We start from the raw sequence: 19,218 nt of genomic DNA, 5'->3' as shown, positions 1-19,218 counted from the left end.
TTCCGATATTTCGGAAAGAAAAATTACTGGAAATTTTACTAACTAATTTTTTTGCGAAACCGGAGGATTGACTTTCGGAGTAATCATGTCCGAATCGCTTTCGTTGTTGTGATAGTTGCAACGTATTCTTCCGTTGACCGACGAAACATTCCAGGGAGAAAGGTATTTCATTGTTCCATCAGAATGATGGCGTGTTCTTTCCGGAAGAACCGAATAACGGCCGAGGTTTTGGTCCCGAAGAATCAAAGCGAACATGTCGTTATTGTTATCGTTCAGGGTAGAAGGAGATTGAATCCTAAGCCGGGTAATTTCCTTTATGGCCCGGTCGATATATGAGGAGTTGTCTCCTTTGTTAATATTTTGCTGAAATGAGATTCTATGTCCTTCGGAAAGTTTACCGGTGGTAGCAATTGAAAAATCTTCATTCCCTTCCTGATCAATAAATCCCAAACGGCCGTCTTTCCGGACCAGTGCCCATGGTGGACCATACGTTCCAAAATGGTCAATCATTTCGTACTGTGGTTTTACCACTTCCTTTCCCGATTTGTCGATGAATCCCAACTTGCCGTTCTTTTCGACCAATGCCCACGAAACGCCGTGTGCGCCATATTTTTCGATGGAATCGTATTGAGGAGCGACGACTATGTTTCCTTTCTGATCGATGAATCCAAATTTGCCGTCTTTTTTGATTAAAGCCCACGGAACGCCGTAGTCACCATATTTGCTTATCACCTGGTAGCTGGCTGTTGTTTCGGTGGCTTGTGCTATGGAAAAGGATATGCAGAAAAAGACTGCTGCGAGAGTAAAAAAGATGTGTTTCATGACGCCCCCCATACTTGGTACCTTTAATACTAACGTAGCGGCGGGGTGATTTATTGGGTGATAGACAGAAAAATAAGTCATGGTTTTGTAAAAAAAAAAGAAATCCCGTACCAGCATGCCTGGTTACGGGATTTTCTGATGGTAAAAGAGAATCAGATTTCGTCGGTTTCCACTACTTTCGACAAGATGTCGGCGTAGGGAAGCAACAGATATTTTTTCCCTTCAAATTCAACTTCATTTCCGCTGAATTCTTTGTACAGCACCATGTCACCCACGGCAATCTCCGGGTTTTCAACGTTGCTGATGGCAGCTACTTTGCCAATGTTCTTTTTCGCTTTCGCCGAATCAGGAATAATAATTCCGCCAGCCGTTTTTTCTTCGTGGCTATCTTCGGTTAACTCAATCAGTACATTCTGATTTACTGGTTGAAGCTCTTTCATGGTACCTAACTAATTATGGTTTAACAAAATTTAAAATCACAGTCGATAATCAGTGTCAATGAAAAACTATGGCTATTAAAAATACAACCAAAATCAGGAACCCAAAAGGTACATCGGCAAAAGAATCGTCTTCAGCAACATTACTCCGGAAATTCCGGCTCGTGGTGCGACAGGAAAATTACCTGATTCCCAACAGTGCGTTGATGCGGGGTCTATCGAACCCAACAACGACCTGTCCGTTAATGAGCGTCTGCGGGACGCCCTGCTGTCCGCTGCGTTTGACCATTTCCTCAGCGGCCTTCTGGTCGCGCGAAACGTCAATGTCGCGGAAGCGAATATTGTTTTCCTTGAAATAGGATTTAATTGCATTACAGTAAGTACAGGTGGGCGTTGAATAAACCACGACATTCTTCTGTGGTTTTTCGTTATCGCCAGTTGCTGACGAGTGAAAAGCTTCGCCTTCGAAAAGGTTTTGATAGAAGCGTTCTTCGCTGCAACCCTTCAACACTTTTTTCAGTTCTCCGTTCTCGAATTCCAGCAAGCTGGGCACGGAGGCAATCCCGTATTGCTGGTGAATATCCCGAACAGTGGCAACGTCGGCTGTTAGTACGTTGACTTTTACTACATTGGCCGCCGCCGATTCTACCGCCTTAAGCGCGCAGTTATTTTGTTCCGAGCCACTCGATTTGTATAGCAGCAGGAACGATTTTCCTTCGGTTCCGACCGCTTTCTTTAGTTCTTCGAATGAATGAATTTGTTTCATACGATTAATCTGTCTCTAACTGTTTTTACTTCTTTTTCATGCTCACCTGTTTTTCCGTTTTCAACGGAGAAAAGGCAAATCTGTATGTTAAACTTCCGTTGGGGCACTCCGAAACGCATTGCAAACATTTCGAGCAGCTGAAGCTGGCTCCGGGACGCTCTTTCCCATTTTGGTAAATGCTGTATTTCGCCGATTTCAGCGTTGAAATATAGCATTGCGCAGATGCCGCATGATTTACAGGTGTCCTTGTTTAGCGAAATCCGGTAAAACGAGAACCGGTTCAGCCAGCCGGAAATCCATGCAATCGGACATCCCAACTTGTGGTATTGGTACGTTTGCCGGAACGATTCCCCGGGAGTCATGCTCATCAGAAATTCCATCATAACACCCATTGGGCACATCCAGCGGCAGAATACCTTACCCAGGATAACACCGGTTATGGCCCCGAAAAGGAGCACATACCACAGCGAAATATGATAATAACCAATCATGATGTAGAGCGCTACGCCAATGATTACCTGAATCACTTTGCGTTGTTTGATGGCCCACCGTAACAGTTTCTGCTTCTTCATCGCTTTGTTGCTTTTGTGAATCACTGATTCATCAATTCACATTTTCAGTGCATTACCTGTTGGGCAGAACATCAGACTGTATTTTCACAATCAACCTTTTTCTGCCAACAAGTGTGCCAAGTTGCGAAAAAATGACATACTGACATATCCAGATGAATGAATATATAATTTGTCTGAATAAGCTTTGTCTGGGATATTATTTACACGCGTCGTTCTTTTGGGAATCATGAGTAGCGTAGTGAGTGTAATTGACTGTTTGTATGCATTATAGCTCTTGGTGTTCGATGGTGGGAAGTTCCAGAAATGGACTGACAAAATGCGCATAATAATTCCTTGTGATGAGCATTGTTATTGTACGGGTCGGAAGAAAACGCAAAATTTGAAGAAACAGAATCAGCAATAAACCTAAATACAACCGCAATGAAGGACATTGGATCTATCGATGACGTCAAATTCCTGGTGGATAATTTCTACGCCAAAGTAAGGGAGGACGATTTGCTTGGCCCGATTTTCAACAGTCGGTTGGAAGGTCGTTGGGAGAAGCACCACAAACGTCTGTACCGTTTTTGGAACACGGTGTTGTTGCGCAAGCCCGATTATTATGGTAAGCCTGTGGAAATGCATTTTAACATGAATATTGGTGGTGAACATTTTTCCCGTTGGTTAGAGATATGGAACGAAACGGTGAAAAGTAACTTTGAAGGAATGATTGCGGAGCGTGCTCTACTTCGTGGAGAGACAATGGCACACGCTTTCCTGGAGAAGATTGAAAAGCACCGGAAAAACAATTGAGAGGCCAAAGAAATTTAGCCACACAGCGTGTATAAATCAAGATAGGAATTGATGCACATCACCGGGATATTTCCCGATTTCCGAAGTAATTTCGGTAGGGTCAGTCCCAGCCAGCTGTCGATAAAAGTAGTTTTGTCGTTTCCTGAAACAATTAGCAAGGCTTCCGAAATCGTGAGGGCGTGTTCCAAAGCAGATTTAGAGAGCTTCCAGGTTTGTGAACTGCTTTCGATGACCTGGTAAGGAAAGGCAAATTTGTCGAACAATATCTCGATAGCTGACAGATTCTTCTTAACGCGTTTCTGGTCATCCTTCCCCGGTTCACGGGCCGCCATCAGGTCAATGAGCGCCTGGTTATTCCGTCCGATGTAACTGGCCCAAAGTGCCAGATCTTTGCTTCGCCGCATGTAACCAACCGGGATGATCAGTCTTTTGTATAAATTCTCAACCTCTTCTTCTCCTTCGACAAACAGAAAAGGAAACCCCGATAGCTTTAGTTTTGGTAGCAATTGTTTGGTGGAGCTCTTTGCCGCCGTCATCAGAATGACATCGTAAACTTCCGAAAGGTCCAGTAACATTTCTTGCGAAAGTTCGTGTTCGCGAACTAAATATCGCACTCTGACTGACGGAATTATATCAGAGGTTTTTCCGGCCACACCGCGCATTTTGGCTTCGGCCATCAGTTTATCTTCCTGATGACTTTTTTCGATCAAGTGTAGCAGCAGCAACTCCTTTTTCAGGATACTTGCCAAATAAATGCCGTGAATCAAAGCGGCATTCATTCCTGCCGAGAAGTCGCACCAAACCACAATTTTTTGTTCCATATCAGCCATTGCTGAAAGATAGCAAATATTCGTTTTTTATTACCATAATGAAAAAAGCCATGATGGTTGAATATGTGCTGAACGTCATGTTTCCGCCTGTCATCGATCAGCTTTTCCATCTGCATATTTTAATACATTTGGCTCGGGTTGATTTAAATTAATATGCTGTTATATGCTAAACAAACAACTATTATCGCCAAAAAGTATTGCCGTTATCGGCGCTTCGAATGATGTCTCGAAACCGGGAGGTAAAATTCTGCTTAACCTTCAGGAACATAAATATAAGGGGAAACTCTATGCTGTGAATCCCCGTGACCCGGAAATTCAGGGAATCAAAACCTTTGCCAAGGTAGATGAACTGCCGATGATTGATTTGGCCATTCTGGCCATTCCCGCCAAGCTCTGTCCGCAGACGGTTGAAATTCTGGCTCATACAAAAAAAACGAAAGCATTTATCGTTATTTCCGCCGGATTTAGTGAGGAGAGCGAGCAGGGTGCAGAATGGGAAAGACAAATGGTGGAGACCGTTAAATCGGTTGGAGGTGTGTTAATCGGCCCCAACTGTATTGGTGCTTTAACGCCTGAGTACGCCGGCGTGTTTACGTCACCCATTCCCAAATTCGATCCGAAAGGATGTGATTTTGTCAGCGGTTCGGGTGCTACTGCCGTATTCATTATGGAATCGGGTATTCCGAAAGGATTGCATTTTGCCAATGTTTTCTCGGTAGGCAACTCGGCCCAGATTGGTGTGGAAGAGGTGTTGGAATACTGGGACAAAACCTATGATCCGGAAACGTCGGCACCCGTCAAGATGCTTTATGTGGAGTCGATTCATAATCCCGACAAATTTCTGTGGCATGCTTCTTCCCTTATCAGGAAAGGATGCAAGATTGCCGGTATCAAAGCCGGAAGTTCGGAAGCCGGAAGCCGTGCCGCTTCCTCGCACACCGGTGCGATGACCAGTTCCGATTCGGCTGTAGAAGCGTTGTTCCGTAAAGCCGGAATTGTTCGTTGTTACGGAAGGGAAGAGTTGACGACGGTTGCCAGCATTTTCATGTTCGAAGAGTTGAAGGGGAAGAACATGGCCATTATTACTCATGCGGGCGGCCCGGCTGTGATGCTTACCGATGCATTGGAGGACGGCGGTCTGCGAATTCCCCGTTTACCGGATACAAAAGTAAAAGCAGCATTGAAGGATAAACTGTTCCCCGGCTCATCGGTCGAAAATCCCATCGATTTTCTGGCAACCGGAAACGCCGAACAGTTGGGCGCGATTATCGATGCCTGCGAAAATGATTTCGATGACATCGACGGGATGGCTGTTATTTTCGGTAGCCCCGGATTACAGCCGGTTACCGATGTGTACAAGGTGCTGAGCGATAAGATGAAGACTTGCAAGAAGCCAATTTACCCGATTTTGCCGTCGGTTATTAATGTGCAGAAAGATGTCGCTTATTTTATTTCCAGCGGAAATGTGAACTTTCCTGATGAAGTGTTGCTGGGGCGCGCGTTGACGAAAGTTTACCGCACTCCAAAACCATCAGACGAGAATATTTACCTTGAAGGGGTAGACGTTGCCGAAATCAGGCGCGTTGTCGAGAGTTGTGAGAATGGTTACATGCCGCCGGAAAAAATTCATGCGTTGCTGAAAGCCGCTTCCATTCCGTTTGCACAGGAGCGTGTGGTACAAAGTGTCGACGAGGCTGCCAAAGCTGTCAAAGAACTTGGCTTCCCGCTCGTGATGAAAGTGGTTGGGCCGGTACACAAAACCGAAGTTGGTGGCGTATCTTTAAATATTCGTGACGAAGAGATGGTCCGGAAAGAGTTTGCCCGGTTGATGAAAATCAAAGGCACGACTGCTGTTTTAATAGCCGAACAAGCCGAAGGTATTGAGCTGTTTATTGGCGCTTCTTACCAGGAAAAATTTGGTCACGTAATGCTGTGCGGAATGGGCGGCATTTTTGTGGAAGTATTTAAAGATGTAACTTCAGGTTTGGCACCGCTCACATTCCCCGAAGCGCATTCGATGATTCGAAACCTGAAAGCGTACAAAATCATCAACGGCTACCGCGGAATGGAAGGTGTTGACAAAGATAAATTTGCGGAAATCATCGTTCGTCTTTCATCCATGTTGCGTTTCGCTGTGGAAATCAAAGAGATGGATTTGAACCCATTATTGGGAAAAGGCGATCGCATTCTGGCGGTGGATGCACGCATCCGTATTGAGAAATAAGCTAACTAATAACCTGTGCTTCCGATGAGGAAAGCCCTAACCATATCACGGAGGAATTTTATCCGTTCCACCTTTGTGGCAGCAGCCGGTTTAACGGTTGGTGCCACAGAGAAGGGTTTCTCCCAATCATCGGACGATTCAAAACACCCCAGGAAGCCACACATCATTTTATCATGACCGGCCAGCAGCGTTTTGATGCGTTGGGTTGCATGGGAAATCCGGCGGTAATTTCTCCGAATATTGACCGGCTGGCGAAAAATGGTGTCGTTTTCCGGGATGGCGTGAATGCATTGATTTGGAACATGCCACGACCTATCGCCCCGAAAATTATTAGAGTGCTTTAACCGATGGAAAGGTCAAGTACATTTGGTTTTTCCGTACCGGCGAGGAACAACTTTTCGATTTGGTCAATGACCCGGGAGAGAAGCACGAACTACATGCCGATCCTTCCTGGCAGAGCGAATTAAAAAAGTGGCGTAGCCGCATGGTTCAACATTTCACTGAAAGGGGTGATGGTTTTGTGAAAAACGGACAACTGGTCAAACGAACGGAAAACCTTCTGTATAGTCCCAATTATCCCAAGTCTTAAATTAAGTCCTTTACTTTTCTTTCCTGATTCAAAATTTCAGCTTCAGAATTATCTTTCCAAAAATATTCTTTCGAATTTCTGTTAATTTATAATTAGAACAAATATAAAAAATAGGAATTGAAAGTTTTATATCTCTCCGCGCTGTAATATTGTTAATTTTGTTTGCAAAGTGCTTGTTTACAATCTATCCACCACACGATCAATGTTTTTCAGGGACGTTAATATGAGCTTTAGGCAATATCGCGGACATATGATTTGATTTAGACCATCTGCTTAACCTCAATAAAGCTATATAACCAGGGCACATTAGTTTTTTTTGGTGCCCGGAAATAAAACCGAAGAGAATTGAAATGATCTGGAATGAAAAGATGGAATGTGCCACTCGTGATGAGATGAAGGCCATTCAAAGCGAACGATTGGTTGAAACTGTCAAACGGATTTATCACAACGTTGCCTACTATCGTGATAAGATGCAACAGGCGGGCTTAACGCCGTTTGATATAGAGGGAGTGGAGGATCTGCATAAGCTTCCGTTTACCACGAAATCTGACTTGCGTGATAACTACCCGTTTGGCTTGTTCACGGTTCCCATGAGTGAGATTGTCCGGTTGCATGCTTCTTCCGGTACAACCGGAAAACCGACTGTGGTGGGCTACACCCGGAAAGACATCAATATGTGGTCCGAAGTCGTTACCCGCTCATTGTGTATGGCGGGCGTTCACAAGAATGATATTGTTCAGATCGCATACGGCTACGGGCTGTTTACAGGAGGTTTGGGAATTCATTACGGAACAGAGAATCTGGGGGCATCGGTCATTCCCATTTCGGGAGGAAATACGCAAAAGCAGATTCAACTGATGCAGGATTTTAACTCGTCGGTTTTGTGCTGTACTCCTTCCTATGCGCTTTACATTTCTGATGTTTTGAATGAGGCGGGTATCGACCCGGAAACACTGAACCTGCGTGTGGGCATCTTCGGTGCAGAGCCTTGGTCGGAAGCCATGAGAAAAGAGATTGAGCGGAAACTGAAACTTCGGGCTATCGATATCTATGGTTTGAGTGAAATTGTTGGTCCGGGCGTTTCCTGCGAATGTGAATACCAGCAAGGCATGCATGTGCACGAAGATCATTTTATTCCGGAAATTATTGATCCTGTTACGCTCGAACCTGTTGCAGACGGAGAGGTGGGAGAGTTGGTATTTTCCACGATTACCAAAGAAGGAATTCCGTTGTTGCGTTACAGAACAAGAGACTTAACCCGGTTGATTTATGATAAATGCTCTTGTGGACGCACGCTTGTCCGAATGGAGAAGTGCAAAGGCCGCAGCGATGATATGCTCATTATTCGTGGAGTAAATGTTTTCCCATCGCAGATTGAAACAGTTCTACTGGAGATGAGCGAAACCGAGCCGCATTACCTGCTCATTGTGGATCGGGAAAATACACTTGATACATTGAGCTTAATGGTGGAAGTGCAGGAGCAATTTTTCTCTGACGAAGTGAGGAAGCTGCAGGATTTAAGAAAGCAAATCACCCACAAACTGGAAAGTACGCTGGGATTGACAGTAGATGTAAAACTGGTTGAACCCAAAACAATTGAGCGAACAGCAGGCAAAGCCAAAAGAGTGATTGACAAGCGGAATATTTAATCCGATTTCCCGGAAGAAATCACCATTATTTTGGTTAAATTAAGGGCAATAACCATAACACGTAAGCAAGATGCTGATTAAACAAATTTCTGTTTTTCTGGAAAATAAATCGGGGCGTCTGAATGAGGTCTCCCAGATTTTGGGAGACGCTGGAATTAACATAAGTGCATTTTCTGTCGCAGATACTTCCGAATTTGGAATTCTGCGATTAATTGTATCCGATCCAGATAAGGCCTCCAATGTGCTGCATGAAAGTGGATTCACCGTTAGAGAATCGAATGTCGTTGGTTTAAACTGTCCCAATCAGGCTGGTGCATTAGCCCGTGCCCTGAAAATTCTCAGTAGAAATGAGATTTCGATTGAATATCTTTATGCGTTTTCAATGGGCAATTCGGCTAGTGTGATTATCAAACCTAATGATACCGAACGCTGCATTGAAGTATTACAGAAGAACAAACTGGAATTGATAAAGGCCAGTGATTTGTACAAGATTTAAGGATATGAAGAAGTTTCGGGATTTGAATTTGCACGAAAAACTGCTGTTAATTGCCCTGGTTGTCATTCTGGTCTTGATTGCTTTTAACTGGAGTTCGTTTTCGGCAGGATTGAAGCACAGTTTTAGTGTATATACCGAGCAGTCGGCAACAAAGAATTAACATTAACGGAAGAACTGGAATGTGAGTAAATTCCGTTATGTAAAACCTTATGAATTGGAACACTGCTGTATGGAAACAGCCGAAGGCCGCAGGAAACGGGATTTTTTTAGTTAACTTGCTCTGGATTAATAAACGGATTTAAATTTGATTTAGTGAAAAAGATATCCATACAGGGAATAAAAGGCTCGTTTCATGAGGATGCCGCCCGGAAATATTTTGGTGAGGATGTAGAAATAGTGGAGTGCCGGACGTTTCGCAAGGTTTGCGAGTTGCTCGATCGCGATGAGGTTGATGGAGCCGTGATGGCTATCGAAAATTCCATTGCCGGTAGCTTGCTGGCAAATTATGCTCTGCTGCATGATTTTCATTTGCATATTGTCGGTGAGATTTACCTGCATATTCAGATGAATCTGATGGTGTATCCGGGAACAAAATTCGATGATATTCAGGAAATTCATTCGCACCCGATTGCACTCAGACAATGTTCCGAATATATCGACCAACACTTTGGTGAGATAAAGCTGCAGGAGAAATCGGATACCGCCGGAGCAGCACAGGAGCTGGCCCGCGAAAAGTATAACAACGTAGCGGCCATTGGAAATCAGCGTTCGGCTGATATTTATGGCCTTGAAATACTGGATAAGGGGATTGAAACGAATAAGAAGAATTACACACGCTTTTTCATCTTATCGAAACACAACAACCCGATAGCGGGAACCAATAAGGCGTCCATCTCTTTTCAATGTGGACATTATTATGGTGCCCTCGCGAAAGTGTTGACCATTTTTGGTGACAACCAGATAAATTTGACGAAAATTCAGTCCATTCCCATTCTTGGGAAACCCAATGAATATTCATTCCATGTTGACCTGGAATACGATTCAGAAGATAATTACGAGCGTGCCATTCATTTGGTGCTGAGAAATGTTTCGAGCCTTGCCATTATGGGTGAATACAGAAAGGGGGATATTGAGTTAAACAAACCATAAACCTCAAGCAATGAGTAAAATCGCATTATTCTTCGGACCATTAAACGGTTCGGTGCATCACGCGGCTAAAAAAGTAGCGCAGGAGTTCGGTGAAGAGAACATCGATTTGATACCGGTTAGTGAGGCATCCATTAATGATTTGAACAAGTATGAGAAAATCATTTTTGGAATTTCGACGGTAGGAAAAGATACCTGGGACCAGGAATTCACCAATACCGACTGGGCGGAATTCTTCCCGGTAGTTCGTGATTTCGATTTCAGCGGCAAAAAGGTTGCTCTGTTCGGCCTGGGCGATCATATTACTTACGCTTATCACTATGTCGATGCAATGGGGCTACTGGCCAAAATTATTCTGAAAAATAAAGGTACCCTTATCGGGAAGACATCTCCGGAAGGATACACTTTCCAGGATTCGGAAGCATTGAAAGACGGAATGTTTCTGGGCTTGCCTCTCGATGAAGACTATGAATCCGATCTGACGGCCGAAAGGGTAAAAGCCTGGGTTGCTCAGCTGAATAGTGAATTTTGATATAAAAAAGCCGTTGTATAGCAACTGTTGATACAGCGGCTTTTTTAAATCTTTTCAACGAAAGAACAGGTTCAGGTGGATGCAAAAGTTGATTTAAATCGAGATCTGAACAACACATTTGGAAGCTATTTCCAAAAATGGTCAAAAAAAGGCCCAAAAATCCTGAGGCGGAGATTGTAAAATTGAAGGCGAAAAAGGATAGTTTTTTATCAAACTGAAAGCGCCGGATCATTAGTTTCATCCGGATCGTAAAAACATGTTGCCTAGCATTCTGCAAGGCTTTGCGAAACCTGCTATTCTTCGTTTATTTCCTAACAAATTAGAAAATCAAGATGACCGATACACCAATTAACAGAGAAGTTGTTGAACAAAATATTCAGGCATTGGACGTCCCTGATTTGGGAAAAGCTTCCATCCGCGAAATCGTTCAACTGGTAAGTAATATCGAAGCAAAAACAGGCGATCGGTATGTTCGTATGGAAATGGGTATTCCGGGGTTGCCTCCGGCCCATATTGGTGTTGAAGCGGAAATCGAAGCGCTAAAAAACAACGTAGCTTCTATTTATCCCCGAATCGATGGAATTCAGCCACTAAAAGACGAGGTTTCGCGTTTTGTGAAACTCTTTATGGATATTGATGTGGACCCGTTGGGATGCATTCCGACCGTTGGTTCGATGCAGGGAGGATATGCAGCTTTTCTCGTAGCCGGGAATTGCCGGAAAGAGCGCGATACCGCATTGTTTATTGACCCGGGATTTCCGGTTCAGAAACAGCAGTTCCTGGTGATGGGACAGAAGTTCGAATCGTTCGATGTTTACGATTACCGCGGTGAGAAACTGCGCGAAAAACTGGAGTCATTCCTTTCGAAAGGAAATATCCACTCCATTATATACTCTAACCCGAATAACCCGTCATGGATTTGCCTCACGGAAGCTGAATTGCAAATCATCGGCGAGTTGGCCAATAAATATGATGTGACAGTGATGGAAGACCTGGCCTATTTTGCCATGGATTTCCGGACTGATTTGTCGAAACCGGGTGTACCACCTTATCAACCCACGGTAGCACATTATACTGATAACTACGTGTTATTGATTTCGAGCTCGAAGGTATTCTCATATGCCGGTCAGCGCATTGGTGTCATGGTTATTTCCGATGCACTTTATCATAGAAAGTATCCGAACCTGGAAGCACGATTGAATGTGCACACTTTTGGTGGAGCGATTGTTCACAGGGCGCTTTACTCGTTGTCGTCGGGTACGTCGCACTCAGCACAGTATGCTTTGGCTGCGATGTTGAAAGCGGCTAACGATGGCAAGTTCGATTTTGTGAAGGACGTGAAGGAATACGGTGAGCGGGCACACATCATGAAGGAGATGTTCCTTAAAAACGGATTCCGGATTGTATATGATAAAGATATGGACGAGGAGATAGGCGACGGTTTCTATTTTACGATAGATTATCCCGGCATGACCGGAGGAGAGTTGCTTCACAATCTCTTGTTCTATGGTGTTAGCGCCATTACATTAGGAAACACCGGAAGTACAAAAGAAGGTTTGCGCGCCTGTGTTTCGCATGTTGGACGTGACCAGTTTGCAGACCTGGAAAAAAGACTCGAACAATTTTATCACGATTTCCCGGTAGGGGAGAAACGGGAGAAGAGTCGTGAGATGATATAGAAAATCAAAGAATCAACGATAACCAAAAAAACAATTTAGAATGGCTAAAGTTAAAGGAGCGGTAGTAGTTGACGTGGACACGTGCAAAGGATGTAATTTGTGCGTAGTGGCATGTCCTACTCAGACACTGGCTTTGCACCGCAACGTCAACGGAAAGGGATATCATTATTCGTACATGGAGAATCCGGAGGCTTGCACTGGTTGCTCAAACTGCGCTATGGTTTGTCCGGACAGTTGTATTACGGTGTATAGAGCCAAAATTGCTTAACTAACATTCAAGAAACGTTAACATAATGGGAGAACTAAGATTAATGAAAGGTAATGAGGTGATTGCCGAAGCTGCCATCCGTTGTGGATGTGACGGTTATTTCGGATATCCTATTACCCCGCAATCCGAAGTTATGGAAACCCTGATGAACCGTCGTCCCTGGGATGAAACTGGTATGGTGGTCCTTCAGGCCGAAAGTGAGGTGGCTTCGATTAACATGGTTTATGGGGCTGCCGGCTCAGGAAAGAAAGTAATGACTTCCTCGTCAAGTCCCGGTATCAGCCTGATGGCAGAAGGAATTTCCTATCTCGCCGGTGCTGAATTACCTTGTTTAATTGTGAATGTGCAGCGCGGTGGTCCCGGTTTGGGAACCATTCAGCCTTCGCAAGCCGATTATTTCCAGGCAACCAAAGGTGGTGGCCATGGAGACTACCGGTTGATTGTGTTGGCGCCTGCATCAGTTCAGGAGATGAACGATTTTGTTGACCTGAGTTTCGAACTGGCGTTTAAATACCGTAATCCGGTGATGATTCTGTCAGATGGAGCGATTGGTCAGATGATGGAAAAAGTAGAACTGGCAGATTACAAGCCTCGTTGGACAGACGAAGAAGTAAAAGAGATTTCGGGAAGTTGGGCGGCTATTGGAAAAAGCCCCGATCGCGAGCAGAATATCATTACTTCGCTTGAGCTGGAATCAGATAAGATGGAACGGAACAACATTCGTTTTCAGGCAAAATATCAGAAGATTCAGGAGAACGAGGTACGCTTCGAAGCCATCGATTGCGACGATGCTGACTACGTGATTGTTGCCTTTGGTTCGGCTGCACGTGTTTGTCAAAAGACTGTGCAACTGGCCCGCGCAAAAGGTCACAAAGTCGGTTTGCTTCGTCCGATTACCCTATTCCCGTTCCCAACGGAAGAAATCAAAAAAATGGCCGGACGCGTGAACGGATTCCTCTCGGTTGAGATGAATGCCGGACAGATGGTGGAAGATGTTCGCCTGGCTGTAAATGGTAAGGTTCCGGTTGAGTATTACGGACGAATGGGAGGCATCATTCCTTCACCTGACGAAGTAGAAAAGGCTCTTGAACAAAAATTGATAGGAGGATAAACCATGGCAGAAGTAGCAGAAAATATACAGAATATCATCAAGCCGGAGAATTTGGTTTACCAGAAATCTCCTGTATTGACGGATAAAGTGATGCACTATTGTCCGGGCTGCAGCCATGGTGTAGTGCACAAAATTATTGCCGAAGTGATTGATGAGATGGGCATTCAGGAAGACACCATCGGTGTTTCACCGGTAGGTTGCTCAGTTTTTGCCTACAATTACATCGATATCGACTGGCACGAAGCAGCTCACGGTCGTGCACCGGCAGTGGCTACTGGTGTGAAGCGGGTCTTCCCGAATAAGTTCGTCTTCAGTTATCAGGGCGACGGCGACCTGGCAGCGATTGGTACTGCTGAAACCATGCACGCGGTTAACCGTGGTGAGAATATCGTGATGGTGTTTATTAATAACGCTATTTACGGAATGACCGGTGGTCAGATGGCTCCTACAACGATGGTTGGTCAGGTTACGGCCACAACGCCTCATGGTCGTAATGTCGATCTGAACGGATACCCGCTGAAAATTACCGAGTTGATTGCCCAGTTGCCTGGTGCAGCGTATGTGACCCGTCAGAGTGTTCAGACGCCGGCAGCCGTTCGGAAAACCCAAAAAGCCATCCGGAAAGCATTTGAAGTGCAGGCCAACAAAAAGGGAACTGCTTTCGTGGAAGTAGTTGCCACCTGTAATTCAGGATGGAAAATTTCTCCGGTTGAGTCCAACGAATGGATGGAAGAACACATGTTTCCGTTCTATCCGCTGGGAGATTTGAAAGACGGAGAAAAAGAAGATCCGGAAGCGTTGAAAATGAATGTTTAATTGATTACCGAACCAAAAAATCAAAAAATGACTGAAGAAATCATTATAGCCGGATTCGGTGGACAAGGCGTTCTTTCCATGGGGAAAATCCTGGCGTATTCCGGTGTTATGCAGGACCAGGAAGTAACCTGGTTTCCTTCATATGGACCTGAAATGCGGGGTGGAACAGCCAACGTGTCTGTTATCATCAGTGACGAACGCATCAGTTCTCCCATTCTGCACGAATTCGATACCGCCATTATTCTGAACCAGCAATCGCTGGATAAATTTGAAAAGCAGGTAAAGCCAGGCGGCGTATTGTTGTACGATCCGAACGGAATCGTTCATCCACCCACACGTAAGGATATCAATGTTTACAAGGTGGAAGGAGCGCGTTTGGCAGCTGAAATGGGTAATCCCAAAACATTCAATATGATTGTGATGGGCGCTTACTTAAAAGTGAAGCCTATCTTTCCGATGGAGAAGGTTGAAAAGGGATTGGAGAAATCACTTCCCGAAAGGCACCACAAACTGATTCCACTCAACCTCGAAGCCATTGGGGTGGGGCAGAAGAATATGGAAACAGTGCACACCGTTTAAACTTGATACAATAGAATCAGCCCGGGCATTTTGTTCGGGTTTTTTCTTTTTATAAAACCCCTACCAACACTCAAGAAGCGATACATCAAAAATCACGACGGCATTTGGGCCAATTCTTCCGCCTGAGCCCCGCTTTCCCCAGGCCAGTTCCGGAGGGATATACAACTTGTACCGACTTCCGGTTCTCATCATCATCAATCCTTCCTGGTAACCGTCGATGGTATCCTTTAGCCTGAACTCCATCGGCTCGTTGTTCTTGTAAGTATCGTCAAGTATCTTGCCGCCAACCAGTATAGCCCGTTGATGGACTTTCACATAGCCATCGGGATCGGGTACTGTTCCCTCGCCCTCCTTAATAATTTCATATTGTAGTCCGGATTCTGTCACGTTAATTTCCGGTTTCTTCACATTCTTTTCGAGAAAATCTTCGCTGGTTTTCCGGTTCTGACCGGATGAACCTCCCTGCTTTTTGTTCTTCTTTTTCATCTTTTACAAAGAAAGGGAATCATGAGTAAATAGCGTTAAAAATACACTTGATGCGTTTCTTATGTTTTATAATAGCAATTTTTTTCACATCTAAATATTGTAATGTTTCGATTTGTATGGAATCTTAAGTAATTGTGCTCCAAACAAAAAACAGATGCTGGTTTTTAACTTAATTTTAGAATTTTTAAACCTAATATTCTAAAAATCTGAATGGCAGTGAGTTATGTTTTGCTAATTAATATTTTGTTTCTACTTTCACGCCACTTTTAACATTACTTAATCGTTTAAATAGTTCGCATTATCAGATAGTTGCATGGATTCATTCTGAATAGGCGAAAAGTTTAACAGACCATTTACGTTCAAAAAATAAGCAAATGAAATTACTGAAAACTATCGCAATTGCTTTGATGGTGATGGGCATCGGCCAGTCACTTTCAGCACAGAATTTTTACCTCAAAGCTCGAGGCGGATACGGATGGGGAGTATCCAAAGATGGTTATTATGTCGATTTAGGCCAGGGAAAAGTTACAGCTGATGGCTACCAGGAGCAGATCTACACTTCGATTGGTGCCGGTATTCCTGTCGGAATTTCTGCTGGTTATTACCTGAATGATAACATTGGTGCAGAAGTTGATTTCACTTATCTTATTGGTAAGACAGTAACTGTTGCCGATTACAATGTACCCAACGTGATTATGCAGAATATTGATGTATACACTCGTCAATATCGTGTTGCACCGACCATTATTATGAGTACGGGGCACTCGAAAAAATTCTCGGTTTATACCAAAGTAGGCTTTGTATTGCCTGTGGGTGGATACTCAATGGTGAATGCTGATGTGACTCAGTACATGCCGAATCCTGCCGATCAGACTCAAATGATTCCGGTTGAAGTAAATGCAGAGCAAAAGATGTACGGAAAATTCTCTTTGGGTTTCAAAGGTGTTTTGGGTGTGGAATATAAGCTGAACGACAAGCTTTCGGTATTTACCGAAATTGAAGGTGTTTACCTGAACATCAAGCGGAAGAAGTCTGAAATGACCAAGTATGTCGTTAATGGAAACGATGCATTGAGTTCTTATGAACCGAAAGTGGTTAATTACAAAGACAAAATTCAGGTAGACCAGAGCGGTAATCCGGTAAATGCCAACGAAGCATTGTCGACTACTTCACCTTACAGCAAGCAGGGTATCAACCTTGGTTTCACTTACTATTTCTAAGAAGAAGTAAAATGATTTGAGTCGAATGCAGTCTTTCGATTAACAAGTTCATTCAGATACAAAAGGAAGCCACGCCAATTATGGTGTGGCTTTTTTCTTTAGCTGAAATTGCCGGAAAGGATGTAGTCCGCAACACTTTTAGGAACCAGCGGAACCAGTGATAGTCCCTGGCTTAAGCGCTCCCTGATTTCGGTAGAAGAAATATCCAGGAGTGGAGCATTGAGTAGTGTTACGTTCGGGTGATTTGCCAGTTCTTCGTTTTCGTAACCCGGTCGGGGATAAACGATCAGCCCAAATTCATCGAGGATTTTCCGGTGGTCACGCCAATGGTCAAATGCTTCGAGGTTGTCTCCGCCAATCAGTACGTTGAACGAGTGTTGAGGAAAATCTTGTTTCAACCGCAAAAGAGTTTGATAAGTGTACGATGGACGGGGCAGGTGAAACTCATAGTCCGATGCTTTAATTCCATCTTTTCCTTCAATGGCCAGTTGAACCATGGCCAACCGATCCGCTTCCGGCCAGAGCGCCTCCTCTTCTTTCAACGGATTCTGAGGAGAAACAACCAGCCAAAGTTCATCGGACATTTTTTCATCGAGCACCTTCTGGGCAACCGCAAGATGTCCTTTGTGAATGGGGTTGAAGGAACCAAAGTAGAGTGTAATTTTCATCGGTCCGGATTATTTTTCCAGAAAAGCCCTCACCGTCTCTTCTGCTTCTTTGAATGCAGTTTGCAGCTCGTCGTTCACCAGAATGTAATCGAAGTATTTGGCGTAAGTCAATTCATGCTTGGCTTTGGCCACCCGCTCGGCAATCACTTCCGGACTATCGGTTGAGCGGGCGACGAGTCGTTTCTCCAACTCCTCAACACTGGGTGGTTTGACAAACACGGCCAGTGCTTCGTCGCCATAAAATTTCTTAATGTTTGTTCCGCCAACTACATCTACGTCAAACAGAACGTGGTGTCCTTTTTCGCGGATGCGTTCCACTTCGCTTTTCAGGGTACCGTAATAACTGCCGGCATAAACTTCCTCCCATTCGAGAAATTCATCAGCTTCCAGTTTCGACTTGAATTCATCAACCGAAAGGAAATAATAATCCTTTCCGTCGGTCTCTCCGTTTCTGGGTTGACGGGTGGTTGCTGAAATCGAAAAATCAAAATCGAACGGACAGGTGAGCAGGTGTTTTACAATAGTCGTTTTGCCCGAACCGGACGGTGCTGAGAATATAATCAGTTTGCCTTTCTTCATTTTCCAATAATCGCTCTTCCGGAATTTATAATACGTTCAGCGTCTGTTCTTTCACCCGTTCCAGCGAGTCTTTCATCTGAATAACAATCTTCTGTATTTCAGCATGATTTGCCTTGGAGCCCATGGTGTTGATCTCGCGACCAATTTCCTGCGCGATGAATCCCAGCTTTTTTCCAACCGGTTCATTCAGTTTCATGGTTTCCAGGAAATAAATACAATGGTTGGCCAGCCGGACTTTCTCTTCGTTAATATCCAGCTTTTCCAGGTAGTAAATCATTTCCTGTTCCAACCGGTTGTTATCCACTGAATCCGAAGCTTCCAGCTCTTTCAGATTATCCAGAATGCGCTCTTTCACTTTGTTGAGGCGCTCTTTCTCAAAAGGCTCAACATCAGGAAGCAGATTCTGAATATTCTGAATGTTTGCCTCGATGTCTTTGTATAGCGCATCACCTTCCTGTATTCTGAATTCATCGAGGTTAAGAAGCGCTTTTTTCACTTTAGCGATAATCTGTTTCCATTCCTCTTCATCCAGTTCTTCGCGTTCCACTTTTACCGTATCCGGAAGACGCATCACAATGTCGAGCAACGATTGACTTTCATCGATCCCGAGCTCTTTCCTGACGGAATTAAGTTGCTGGTAGTAGTCGCGTACTACAGCGCCATTAATGGTCGCATTGCTCTCTTCGCCAAGCGATTCAAGATACATGCTGAATTCCACTTTCCCGCGGCCGAGTATATCGGATATTAATTTCCGGATGGAAATATCTTTCTCTTTGTATAGTCCTGGTATCCGGGTGTTGATATCAAGTTGCTTGCTGTTCAGCGATTTTACCTCAATGGTAATCTTCTTGTTAGGTAGTTCGCATTCGGCTTTTCCGTAGCCGGTCATCGATTTCATCATGGACGAAAAATTTTGTTCACAAAATTAGGCTTTTCAAACGGCATTCTAAAAAAGTG

General features: G+C 44.3%; 23 protein-coding genes. 14 read left to right on the top strand and 9 right to left on the bottom strand.

The features are described 5' to 3' along the window. Positions 1 to 42: 42 nt before the first annotated feature. The 4 genes from GJU87_RS13790 to GJU87_RS13775 all read right to left on the bottom strand — a co-directional run bounded on the left by GJU87_RS13790 (position 43) and on the right by GJU87_RS13775 (position 2,597). A complete protein-coding gene (locus GJU87_RS13790) occupies positions 43 to 822 on the bottom strand; it encodes a WG repeat-containing protein (RefSeq protein WP_194831537.1) in 780 nt (259 codons plus the stop codon). Positions 823 to 974: 152 nt separating this feature from the next. Next, complete coding sequence (locus GJU87_RS13785; RefSeq protein ID WP_106543929.1) at positions 975 to 1,262, bottom strand: co-chaperone GroES; 288 nt, start codon at positions 1,260 to 1,262, stop codon at positions 975 to 977. Positions 1,263 to 1,440: 178 nt separating this feature from the next. After that, a complete protein-coding gene (locus GJU87_RS13780) occupies positions 1,441 to 2,025 on the bottom strand; it encodes a glutaredoxin domain-containing protein (protein ID WP_153640049.1) in 585 nt (194 codons plus the stop codon). Next, positions 2,022 to 2,597: a 4Fe-4S binding protein gene (locus GJU87_RS13775; protein WP_153640048.1), complete on the bottom strand. Its 576-nt coding sequence runs from the start codon at positions 2,595 to 2,597 to the stop codon at positions 2,022 to 2,024. Before GJU87_RS13775 ends, GJU87_RS13780 begins: the two co-directional genes overlap by 4 nt. Before the next feature lie 420 nt (positions 2,598 to 3,017). On the opposite strand from GJU87_RS13775, the gene GJU87_RS13770 reads away from it, so the two are divergent. Continuing rightward, positions 3,018 to 3,389 (top strand): group III truncated hemoglobin, encoded by a 372-nt coding sequence (locus tag GJU87_RS13770; protein WP_153640047.1) that lies wholly within the window; start codon positions 3,018 to 3,020, stop codon positions 3,387 to 3,389. A 14-nt stretch (positions 3,390 to 3,403) separates the two neighbouring features. Here GJU87_RS13770 and GJU87_RS13765 read toward each other — a convergent pair whose 3' ends face one another. Then, positions 3,404 to 4,210 (bottom strand): hypothetical protein, encoded by an 807-nt coding sequence (locus GJU87_RS13765; RefSeq protein ID WP_153640046.1) that lies wholly within the window; start codon positions 4,208 to 4,210, stop codon positions 3,404 to 3,406. Positions 4,211 to 4,382: 172 nt separating this feature from the next. On the opposite strand from GJU87_RS13765, the gene GJU87_RS13760 reads away from it, so the two are divergent. The 12 genes from GJU87_RS13760 to GJU87_RS13700 all read left to right on the top strand — a co-directional run bounded on the left by GJU87_RS13760 (position 4,383) and on the right by GJU87_RS13700 (position 15,308). Then, positions 4,383 to 6,443 (top strand): acetate--CoA ligase family protein, encoded by a 2,061-nt coding sequence (locus GJU87_RS13760; protein ID WP_153640045.1) that lies wholly within the window; start codon positions 4,383 to 4,385, stop codon positions 6,441 to 6,443. A gap of 173 nt (positions 6,444 to 6,616) precedes the next feature. Beyond that, on the top strand, positions 6,617 to 6,787 hold the full coding sequence (locus tag GJU87_RS13750; protein WP_153640043.1) for a hypothetical protein: 171 nt from the start codon (positions 6,617 to 6,619) through the stop codon (positions 6,785 to 6,787). 595 nt (positions 6,788 to 7,382) lie between these two features. After that, positions 7,383 to 8,681: a phenylacetate--CoA ligase family protein gene (locus GJU87_RS13745; RefSeq protein WP_153640042.1), complete on the top strand. Its 1,299-nt coding sequence runs from the start codon at positions 7,383 to 7,385 to the stop codon at positions 8,679 to 8,681. 70 nt (positions 8,682 to 8,751) lie between these two features. Continuing rightward, complete coding sequence (locus tag GJU87_RS13740; RefSeq protein WP_153640041.1) at positions 8,752 to 9,177, top strand: ACT domain-containing protein; 426 nt, start codon at positions 8,752 to 8,754, stop codon at positions 9,175 to 9,177. Positions 9,178 to 9,181: 4 nt separating this feature from the next. Continuing rightward, a complete protein-coding gene (locus GJU87_RS13735; RefSeq protein WP_153640040.1) occupies positions 9,182 to 9,337 on the top strand; it encodes a hypothetical protein in 156 nt (51 codons plus the stop codon). A gap of 152 nt (positions 9,338 to 9,489) precedes the next feature. Continuing rightward, positions 9,490 to 10,326: a prephenate dehydratase gene (locus tag GJU87_RS13730; RefSeq protein ID WP_228491996.1), complete on the top strand. Its 837-nt coding sequence runs from the start codon at positions 9,490 to 9,492 to the stop codon at positions 10,324 to 10,326. Between the two features lie 10 nt (positions 10,327 to 10,336). After that, a complete protein-coding gene (locus tag GJU87_RS13725; protein WP_153640038.1) occupies positions 10,337 to 10,855 on the top strand; it encodes a flavodoxin in 519 nt (172 codons plus the stop codon). Between the two features lie 332 nt (positions 10,856 to 11,187). After that, a complete protein-coding gene (locus GJU87_RS13720; RefSeq protein ID WP_153640037.1) occupies positions 11,188 to 12,534 on the top strand; it encodes a pyridoxal phosphate-dependent aminotransferase in 1,347 nt (448 codons plus the stop codon). Positions 12,535 to 12,574: 40 nt separating this feature from the next. After that, on the top strand, positions 12,575 to 12,802 hold the full coding sequence (locus GJU87_RS13715; protein ID WP_106543939.1) for a ferredoxin family protein: 228 nt from the start codon (positions 12,575 to 12,577) through the stop codon (positions 12,800 to 12,802). Between the two features lie 25 nt (positions 12,803 to 12,827). After that, positions 12,828 to 13,913 (top strand): 3-methyl-2-oxobutanoate dehydrogenase subunit VorB, encoded by a 1,086-nt coding sequence (locus tag GJU87_RS13710; protein ID WP_194831536.1) that lies wholly within the window; start codon positions 12,828 to 12,830, stop codon positions 13,911 to 13,913. Positions 13,914 to 13,916: 3 nt separating this feature from the next. After that, positions 13,917 to 14,729, top strand: coding sequence for a thiamine pyrophosphate-dependent enzyme (locus GJU87_RS13705; RefSeq protein WP_153640035.1), 813 nt, complete (start codon positions 13,917 to 13,919; stop codon positions 14,727 to 14,729). Positions 14,730 to 14,756: 27 nt separating this feature from the next. Continuing rightward, positions 14,757 to 15,308: a 2-oxoacid:acceptor oxidoreductase family protein gene (locus GJU87_RS13700; protein WP_153640034.1), complete on the top strand. Its 552-nt coding sequence runs from the start codon at positions 14,757 to 14,759 to the stop codon at positions 15,306 to 15,308. A gap of 60 nt (positions 15,309 to 15,368) precedes the next feature. Here the strand turns inward: GJU87_RS13700 and GJU87_RS13695 are convergent, their stop codons facing one another. After that, positions 15,369 to 15,794 (bottom strand): FKBP-type peptidyl-prolyl cis-trans isomerase, encoded by a 426-nt coding sequence (locus GJU87_RS13695; protein ID WP_153640033.1) that lies wholly within the window; start codon positions 15,792 to 15,794, stop codon positions 15,369 to 15,371. A 374-nt stretch (positions 15,795 to 16,168) separates the two neighbouring features. Between GJU87_RS13695 and GJU87_RS13690 the strand changes: the two genes are divergently transcribed. Then, a complete protein-coding gene (locus GJU87_RS13690; protein WP_153640032.1) occupies positions 16,169 to 17,014 on the top strand; it encodes an outer membrane beta-barrel protein in 846 nt (281 codons plus the stop codon). A 98-nt stretch (positions 17,015 to 17,112) separates the two neighbouring features. Here GJU87_RS13690 and nadD read toward each other — a convergent pair whose 3' ends face one another. Genes nadD through GJU87_RS13675 form a run of 3 tightly spaced genes read right to left on the bottom strand, consistent with a single transcriptional unit; the run spans position 17,113 to position 19,162 of the window. Continuing rightward, positions 17,113 to 17,682, bottom strand: a complete 570-nt coding sequence (nadD, locus tag GJU87_RS13685; RefSeq protein WP_153640031.1) for a nicotinate (nicotinamide) nucleotide adenylyltransferase — start codon at positions 17,680 to 17,682, stop codon at positions 17,113 to 17,115. 9 nt (positions 17,683 to 17,691) lie between these two features. Continuing rightward, positions 17,692 to 18,261, bottom strand: coding sequence for a guanylate kinase (gene gmk / locus GJU87_RS13680; protein ID WP_153640030.1), 570 nt, complete (start codon positions 18,259 to 18,261; stop codon positions 17,692 to 17,694). A gap of 25 nt (positions 18,262 to 18,286) precedes the next feature. After that, entirely contained in the window at positions 18,287 to 19,162 is an 876-nt protein-coding gene (locus GJU87_RS13675; RefSeq protein ID WP_194831535.1) for a YicC/YloC family endoribonuclease, read from the bottom strand. Between the last annotated feature and the right edge of the window lie 56 nt (positions 19,163 to 19,218).

The sequence above is a fragment of the Prolixibacter sp. NT017 genome, assembly GCF_009617875.1.
Classification (GTDB): domain Bacteria; phylum Bacteroidota; class Bacteroidia; order Bacteroidales; family Prolixibacteraceae; genus Prolixibacter.
The sequence above is the reverse complement of the archived record's forward strand: the minus strand, read 5'-3'. Positions and strand labels throughout refer to the sequence as shown.

Bases quoted from the DNA above. Each gene is read 5' to 3' on its own strand.
- nadD (WP_153640031.1), bottom strand. From the start codon at position 17,682: ATGAAAATTACACTCTACTTTGGTTCCTTCAACCCCATTCACAAAGGA.
- GJU87_RS13725 (WP_153640038.1), top strand. From the start codon at position 10,337: ATGAGTAAAATCGCATTATTCTTCGGACCATTAAACGGTTCGGTGCAT.
- gmk (WP_153640030.1), bottom strand. From the start codon at position 18,261: ATGAAGAAAGGCAAACTGATTATATTCTCAGCACCGTCCGGTTCGGGC.
- GJU87_RS13695 (WP_153640033.1), bottom strand. From the start codon at position 15,794: ATGAAAAAGAAGAACAAAAAGCAGGGAGGTTCATCCGGTCAGAACCGG.
- GJU87_RS13780 (WP_153640049.1), bottom strand. From the start codon at position 2,025: ATGAAACAAATTCATTCATTCGAAGAACTAAAGAAAGCGGTCGGAACC.
- GJU87_RS13770 (WP_153640047.1), top strand. From the start codon at position 3,018: ATGAAGGACATTGGATCTATCGATGACGTCAAATTCCTGGTGGATAAT.
- GJU87_RS13785 (WP_106543929.1), bottom strand. From the start codon at position 1,262: ATGAAAGAGCTTCAACCAGTAAATCAGAATGTACTGATTGAGTTAACC.
- GJU87_RS13745 (WP_153640042.1), top strand. From the start codon at position 7,383: ATGATCTGGAATGAAAAGATGGAATGTGCCACTCGTGATGAGATGAAG.
- GJU87_RS13720 (WP_153640037.1), top strand. From the start codon at position 11,188: ATGACCGATACACCAATTAACAGAGAAGTTGTTGAACAAAATATTCAG.
- GJU87_RS13710 (WP_194831536.1), top strand. From the start codon at position 12,828: ATGGGAGAACTAAGATTAATGAAAGGTAATGAGGTGATTGCCGAAGCT.
- GJU87_RS13705 (WP_153640035.1), top strand. From the start codon at position 13,917: ATGGCAGAAGTAGCAGAAAATATACAGAATATCATCAAGCCGGAGAAT.
- GJU87_RS13760 (WP_153640045.1), top strand. From the start codon at position 4,383: ATGCTAAACAAACAACTATTATCGCCAAAAAGTATTGCCGTTATCGGC.
- GJU87_RS13790 (WP_194831537.1), bottom strand. From the start codon at position 822: ATGAAACACATCTTTTTTACTCTCGCAGCAGTCTTTTTCTGCATATCC.
- GJU87_RS13740 (WP_153640041.1), top strand. From the start codon at position 8,752: ATGCTGATTAAACAAATTTCTGTTTTTCTGGAAAATAAATCGGGGCGT.
- GJU87_RS13750 (WP_153640043.1), top strand. From the start codon at position 6,617: ATGACCGGCCAGCAGCGTTTTGATGCGTTGGGTTGCATGGGAAATCCG.
- GJU87_RS13675 (WP_194831535.1), bottom strand. From the start codon at position 19,162: ATGATGAAATCGATGACCGGCTACGGAAAAGCCGAATGCGAACTACCT.
- GJU87_RS13715 (WP_106543939.1), top strand. From the start codon at position 12,575: ATGGCTAAAGTTAAAGGAGCGGTAGTAGTTGACGTGGACACGTGCAAA.
- GJU87_RS13700 (WP_153640034.1), top strand. From the start codon at position 14,757: ATGACTGAAGAAATCATTATAGCCGGATTCGGTGGACAAGGCGTTCTT.
- GJU87_RS13735 (WP_153640040.1), top strand. From the start codon at position 9,182: ATGAAGAAGTTTCGGGATTTGAATTTGCACGAAAAACTGCTGTTAATT.
- GJU87_RS13775 (WP_153640048.1), bottom strand. From the start codon at position 2,597: ATGAAGAAGCAGAAACTGTTACGGTGGGCCATCAAACAACGCAAAGTG.
- GJU87_RS13765 (WP_153640046.1), bottom strand. From the start codon at position 4,210: ATGGAACAAAAAATTGTGGTTTGGTGCGACTTCTCGGCAGGAATGAAT.
- GJU87_RS13690 (WP_153640032.1), top strand. From the start codon at position 16,169: ATGAAATTACTGAAAACTATCGCAATTGCTTTGATGGTGATGGGCATC.